The following is a 5,711-nucleotide window of genomic DNA, read 5'->3' on the forward strand; positions in this document are numbered from 1 at the left end:
GGAGTGCTTCGTCGAGCCCATGCCCGACGCCCGCCTCGTCGCGGCCCGGGACCCGGGCGCGGCGGCGGCCGAGCGCGAGAGCGTCCGCCTGGCCTTCGTCGCCGCGCTCCAGCACCTCGCCCCCCGGCAGCGCGCGACGCTCCTGCTGCGCGACGTCCTCTGCTTCAGCGCTGCCGAGGTCGCCGAGATGCTCGGCACGACGACCGCCGCCGCGAACAGCGCGCTGCAGCGCGCCCGCGACACGCTCGACCGCCACCGTCCCTCCCCCGGCGACCCGCTCGACCCGGCCGACCCCGGCCAACGTGCCCTGCTCGAGCGGTACGTCGCCGCGTTCGAGGCGCACGACGTCTCGCGCCTGACCGACCTGCTCTGCCAGGACGCGCGTGCCTCGATGCCGCCGTTCGGCTGGTGGGTGCAGGGCGGCGCGACGATCGCGGCGCTCGTCGGCGGGGGCGGCTGCGAGGGCGCGCGCCTCGCGGCGACCGCCCTCAGCGGCCAGCCCGGCTTCGGTCAGTACCGCCCCGACGACGCCGGGGTGCTCCGTCCGTTCGCGCTCGTCCTGGTCGAGACCCGGGGGGACCGCATCGCCCACACGACGACGTTCCTCGGCACCGGGGACCGGTTCGCGGAGTTCGGGCTGCCGACGGTCCTCGATCCGGATTCCTCCGCGAGGACCGATGAGTTCGGCGGCGTCGGATCGTAGGAGCCGGGTCAGGACCACGTCCGAAGGAGCCCCGGTGACCCGACAGCTCGACCTCTCCGACCCGCTCGCGCGGGAGACCGCCGCCGAGCGCGCCCGCCTCGCCGACCTCTACGCCGGGCTGCGGCCCGACCAGTGGGCGGCGGCCTCGCTCTGCACGGGGTGGCGCGTCCGCGAGGTCCTCGCGCACGTGACCATGCCCTACCGCCACTCGGCCCTCCGGGTGCTGCGGGGGATCGCCGCGGCGCGGGGCAAGTTCGACCGCTTCGCCGACCGCATCGCCCACGAGGACACCGACCACCTCTCGGACGCCGAGCTGCTCGCGGCGTTGCGGGACAACGTCGAGCACCCGTGGCGCCCGCCGGGCGGCGGTCAGGCCGGGGCGCTCAGCCACGACGTCATCCACGGCCTCGATGTCACCGAGGCCCTCGGCCTGCCACGGCCGCCCGCGGACCGGGTGCGGCACGTCCTCGAGAGCGCCGGACCGCGGGCGTTCGCCTACTTCGGCACCGACCTCGCCGGGGTGCGACTGGTCGCGACGGACGCCGAGGTGTCCGTCGGGGAGGGGCCCCGGGTGGTGGAACTGCCCGCGGTGGATCTGCTGCTGCGGATCACGGGCCGGGTCACGCCCGGCTCGGTGTGAGACTGGGGGGTCCGGACACAGGTGCCCTGCGGGCGCGTGAGAGGGAGTGACCGTCGTGGACTCGGAAGAGCGTTTCGTGGTGGAGACGGTCCGGGCGTTCGTGGACAAGGACGTCAAGCCCGTCGTCTCCGAGCTCGAGCACGCCAACACCTATCCCGAGGTGTTGATCGAGCAGATGAAGGAGCTCGGCATCTTCGGGCTGGCGATCCCCGAACCGTGGGGCGAGGCCCCGGTCTCGATGCCCTGCTACGCCATGGTCACCGCCGAGCTCGCCCGCGGCTGGATGTCGCTCGCGGGCGCGATGGGTGGGCACACCGTGGTCTCCAAACTGCTCGTCGAGTTCGGCACGAAGGCCCAGCAGGACCGCTACCTGCCCCGCATGGCCACCGGCGAGCTGCGCGCCACCATGGCACTCACCGAACCCGGCGGTGGTTCCGACCTGCAGGCCATCACCACCACCGCCCGCCGGTCCGGGGACACCTACGTCGTCAACGGCTCCAAGACCTGGATCTCCAACGCGCGGCGCTCCCGGCTGATCGCGCTGCTGGCCAAGACCGACCCCGACGCCGAGCCCGCGCACCGCGGCGTGTCGATCCTGCTCGTCGAGCACGGCCCCGGCCTGGAGATCTCCAAGGACCTCTCCAAACTGGGCTACAAGGGCGTCGAGGCCTGCGAGCTGGCGTTCACCGGCATGCGCGTGCCCGCCGAGGCGCTGCTCGGCGGCGACGAGGGCCGCGGCTTCGCCCAGATGATGAAAGGCCTGGAGACCGGCCGGATCCAGGTCGCCGCCCGCGCGCTGGGAGTCGCGACCGCGGCGTTCGAGGACTCGCTGGCCTACGCCCAGCAGCGCGAGGCGTTCGGCAAGCCGATCTGGCAGCACCAGTCGATCGGGAACTACCTCGCCGACATGGCCACCAAGATCACCGCCGCGCGGCAGCTGATCCTGCACGCCGCGCAGCGCTTCGACGCCGGCGAACGCGCCGACATGGAAGCCGGGATGGCGAAGCTGTTCACCTCCGAGATCGCCATGGAGGTCGCCCTGAATGCGGTGCGCATCCACGGCGGCTACGGCTACTCCACCGAGTACGACGTCGAGCGCTACTTCCGCGACGCCCCCCTCATGATCGTCGGTGAGGGCACCAACGAAATCCAGCGCAACGTCATCGCCGGCCAGCTCGTCAAACGCGGCGGACTAGGTGCCTGACGGCATGTGAGCACTAGTCCGGCCTATAGGGCGGATAGTGCTCACGAGCGCGTCAGCGCACCCAGGTGCCGATGACGCGCAGCAGGTCGAACTTCTCCCGCGCGTCGGTGCCCTCGGTGGGGAAGAGCACGAGCAGGGGGAGGTCGGACTCCGGGGTCAGCAGTACCTCACAGGTGACGCAGACCAGGCCGACCTCGGGGTGCTCGAACCGCTTGCGGTCGGCGCGGCGCTCGGCGACCTCGTGGCGCTCCCACAGCCCGGCGAACTCGGCGCTCGCCGCGCACAGGTCGGCCAACAGTGCCGTCACGTCGGGGTCCCCGCCGCGGCGCGACGAGACCGCCCGCAGGTCGCGCACGTGCGACGCCGAGAGGCGTTCCCGGTCCTCGACCGGGCACCGCTCGCGCAGGGCCGGGTCGGTGAACCACTGCCATGCCGCGTTGTTCGCCCGCCCCGGCTCCGGCGCGAGCGGGCCGACCAGGGCGTCGGCGAGGGGGTTCTGCCAGAGGACCTCGGTGAGGTCGGTGAGCACCACCACGGGGACGTCGGTGAGGTGGTCGACCAGCCGCAGGAGGCCCGGCGGGACGTGTCGTCCGGCCCGGCGCGGCGGCGGGGTGAGCCCGGCGAGGTGGAACAGGTGGTCGCGCTCGTCGACCTCGCAGCGCAGCGCCCGGGCGACGGCGGCCACGACCGACTCCGACGGGTGCGGGCCCCGCGCCTGCTCGAGGCGCGAGTAGTAGTCCGCCGACACCCCCGCGAGCGCCGCGACCTCCTCCCGCCGCAGCCCCGGTGTCCGGCGTCGCTCCCCCGGTGGCAGCCCGACGTCGGCCGGGCGCAGCAGCTCGCGGCGGCGGCGCAGGAAGTCGGCGAGACCGGCACGGTCGATCACCCCCGCCAGGGTCCGCGCCTCCGGGCGCCCCAGCCAGGGTCGACCGCTCCCTGGATCCCTCGACCCTGCCCGTCCCGTCGTCCGCGGCGCAGGGTGGAGCCATGACGACCTCCCTGCAGCTCCGCCGCCTCGGCCGTACCGGCCCGCGGGTCACCTCGCCCGGCCTCGGCGGCATGGGCCTCTCGGGCGCGTATGGCACCGTCGACGACGACGAGGGCATCCGCGTGATCCACGCGTACGTCGACGCCGGCGGCACCCTCATCGACACCGGCGACTTCTACGGCGCCGGCCACAACGAGGCCCTGATCGGGCGCGCGCTGCGGGAGCGGAGCCGCGACGACGTCGTGCTGTCGGTGAAGTTCGGCGCGATGCGCGGGCCCGACGGCACGCCCCAGGGCATCGACGCCCGACCCGCGGCGCTGAAGAACTTCCTCGGCTACTCGCTGCAGCGTCTCGGCGTCGACCACGTCGACGTCTACCGGCCCGCCCGCCTCGACCCGGCCGTGCCGATCGAGGACACCGTCGGCGCGATCGCCGAGCTGGTCGAGCAGGGCTACGTGCGCCACGTCGGGCTCTCCGAGGTCGGCGCGCCGACGATCCGGCGCGCGGCCGCGGTGACCTCGATCAGCGACCTGCAGATCGAGTACTCGCTGCTGCAGCGGGGCATCGAGACTGCACCGGAGGACGGCTCCGCCGAGGCGATCCTCCCGACGTGCCGTGAGCTCGGCATCGGGATCATGGCCTACGGCGTGCTCGCCCGCGGCCTCATCGGCGGCAGCGGCTCCCGGCAGGGCGGCCGCCTCGTCACGCCGACCTTCGCCGACGGCAACCGTGAGCACAACCAGGCGCTGGTGGCGCGGCTGGCCGACACGGCCGGGCGCAAGGGCGTCACGATCGCGCAGCTGGCGCTGGCGTGGGTGTCCGCGGCGGGCGACGACGTCGTGCCGGTGCTCGGGGCGCGGCGCGTCGAGCAGGTGGCGACGATGCTGGAGCCCGTCACGCTGTCCCCGGAGGAGGCCGCCGAGCTCGCCGACCTCATCCCGCGCGGCGCCGTCGCCGGCGACCGGTACCCGGCGGCGGCGATGGCCGACCTCGACAGCGAGCGCCGTCGGTGAGCGAAGCGGACGGTGCGGGTCAGGGCCCTCATCCGGGCCGTGACCGGAGCGGGGAGCGCCCGCCGCGCGTTCGACGGCTCACGTCTCGTCGACGCCGCCGGAGGGGGTGAGCTGGTCGAAGCAGTAGTAGAGGGCGAGCACGCCGTGCAGGGCGAGGGTCGCGACGGCGCTCACGAAGCTCAGCGCGACGGCCGCCGCGTAGATCACCTGACCGGCGCCGAAGCGCCGCAGGGTGGCGCGCCGGGTGGCGGGGTCGAGGGGTCGGCGCAGGATCCGCGGGCGTGCCGAGATCGTGAGCCACAGCGCGCTGAACGCCATGCCCATCGCGAGCATCGTGGCGCTGTAGATCGCCGCGGCGACGTGCCCCTCGGGCTCGAGGAGGTAGTCGGCGAGCAGACGCGTCGGGAAGGGGATCACCGACACGAAGAGCAGCAGGACGAGGTTGGCGAACAGTACGACGCGGTCGACCTGGTCGACCAGGGTCAGCATCGTGTGGTGGTTGATCCAGATGATGCCGACGACGAAGAAGCTGACCAGATAGGCGAGATAGGACGGCCACTCGTGCCCCAGCGCCGCCCACAGCCCCTCCCGCCGGGACTCCTCCAGCGGGGGCACGGCCAGGTCGAGCACGAGCAGGGTGATGGCGATGGCGAAGACGCCGTCGCTGAAGGCCTCCACCCGGCCGGTGCGCATCATGGACACGTGGCCACCCCATCACACCCGGAGTGGGTGGCGGGGTGGTGTCGGCGGCACCTGGTCGCGATCCGATCGAGGTGCTTTTCGCGCTGGAGCAGATGTCGACGGTCGTCGGGCTCCGGCTCGCCGGCGGCGGCTTGCCGCGCCCCCGTCCCCTGACGGCCGTGTCCGTCGGGCAGGCGCCCTACTCGGGTGGGCGGATACGCTTTCGGAGAACGGATCGAACGGGGGCCGGAATGCGGGAGGTCGCGAACCACCTCCGGGAACTGATCGTCGCCACCGACGAATACCGGCGCGCCATGGCGGCCGGCGTCGACATCAGCACGAACGAGGCCGACGTGCTGGGCGAGCTCCTCCACCAGGGCGACGTGACGCCGACGCAGATCGCCGCGCGCACCGGGCTGACGGCCGGCAGTGCGACCACGCTGATCGATCGGCTGGTCTCGGCCGGCCTCGTCGCGCGCGCG

The 5,711-nt window shown here is 73.5% G+C and carries 7 protein-coding genes; 5 read left to right on the forward strand and 2 right to left on the reverse strand.

From position 1 onward, the window contains the following. The 3 genes from VGH76_RS07320 to VGH76_RS07330 all read left to right on the forward strand — a co-directional run. Positions 1 to 703 (forward strand): RNA polymerase subunit sigma-70 (locus tag VGH76_RS07320; protein ID WP_331555966.1); only part of this gene is annotated, 703 nt, incomplete at its 5' end. A gap of 34 nt (positions 704 to 737) precedes the next feature. Beyond that, a complete protein-coding gene (locus tag VGH76_RS07325) occupies positions 738 to 1,343 on the forward strand; it encodes a maleylpyruvate isomerase family mycothiol-dependent enzyme (RefSeq protein ID WP_331555967.1) in 606 nt (201 codons plus the stop codon). 55 nt (positions 1,344 to 1,398) lie between these two features. Further along, positions 1,399 to 2,547 (forward strand): acyl-CoA dehydrogenase family protein, encoded by a 1,149-nt coding sequence (locus VGH76_RS07330; protein ID WP_414637687.1) that lies wholly within the window; start codon positions 1,399 to 1,401, stop codon positions 2,545 to 2,547. Positions 2,548 to 2,599: 52 nt separating this feature from the next. Here the strand turns inward: VGH76_RS07330 and VGH76_RS07335 are convergent, their stop codons facing one another. Further along, positions 2,600 to 3,433 carry a helix-turn-helix transcriptional regulator gene (locus tag VGH76_RS07335; protein ID WP_331555969.1) on the reverse strand — a complete coding sequence of 278 codons (834 nt, stop codon included), beginning with the start codon at positions 3,431 to 3,433 and terminating at the stop codon, positions 2,600 to 2,602. Positions 3,434 to 3,534: 101 nt separating this feature from the next. On the opposite strand from VGH76_RS07335, the gene VGH76_RS07340 reads away from it, so the two are divergent. Continuing rightward, on the forward strand, positions 3,535 to 4,548 hold the full coding sequence (locus VGH76_RS07340; RefSeq protein WP_331555970.1) for an aldo/keto reductase: 1,014 nt from the start codon (positions 3,535 to 3,537) through the stop codon (positions 4,546 to 4,548). A 78-nt stretch (positions 4,549 to 4,626) separates the two neighbouring features. On the opposite strand, the gene VGH76_RS07345 is transcribed toward VGH76_RS07340, so the two are convergent. Then, the gene (locus tag VGH76_RS07345; protein WP_331555972.1) at positions 4,627 to 5,244 is read right to left on the reverse strand and encodes a TMEM175 family protein; all 618 of its coding nucleotides are present in this window, start codon (positions 5,242 to 5,244) and stop codon (positions 4,627 to 4,629) included. Positions 5,245 to 5,285: 41 nt separating this feature from the next. Here VGH76_RS07345 and VGH76_RS07350 point away from each other — a divergent pair. Then, on the forward strand, positions 5,286 to 5,711 hold a 426-nt coding region (locus VGH76_RS07350), incomplete at its 3' end, for a helix-turn-helix domain-containing protein (RefSeq protein ID WP_331555971.1).

This window comes from Actinomycetospora sp., assembly GCF_036497585.1.
In the GTDB taxonomy this organism is placed as follows: Bacteria; Actinomycetota; Actinomycetes; order Mycobacteriales; family Pseudonocardiaceae; genus Actinomycetospora.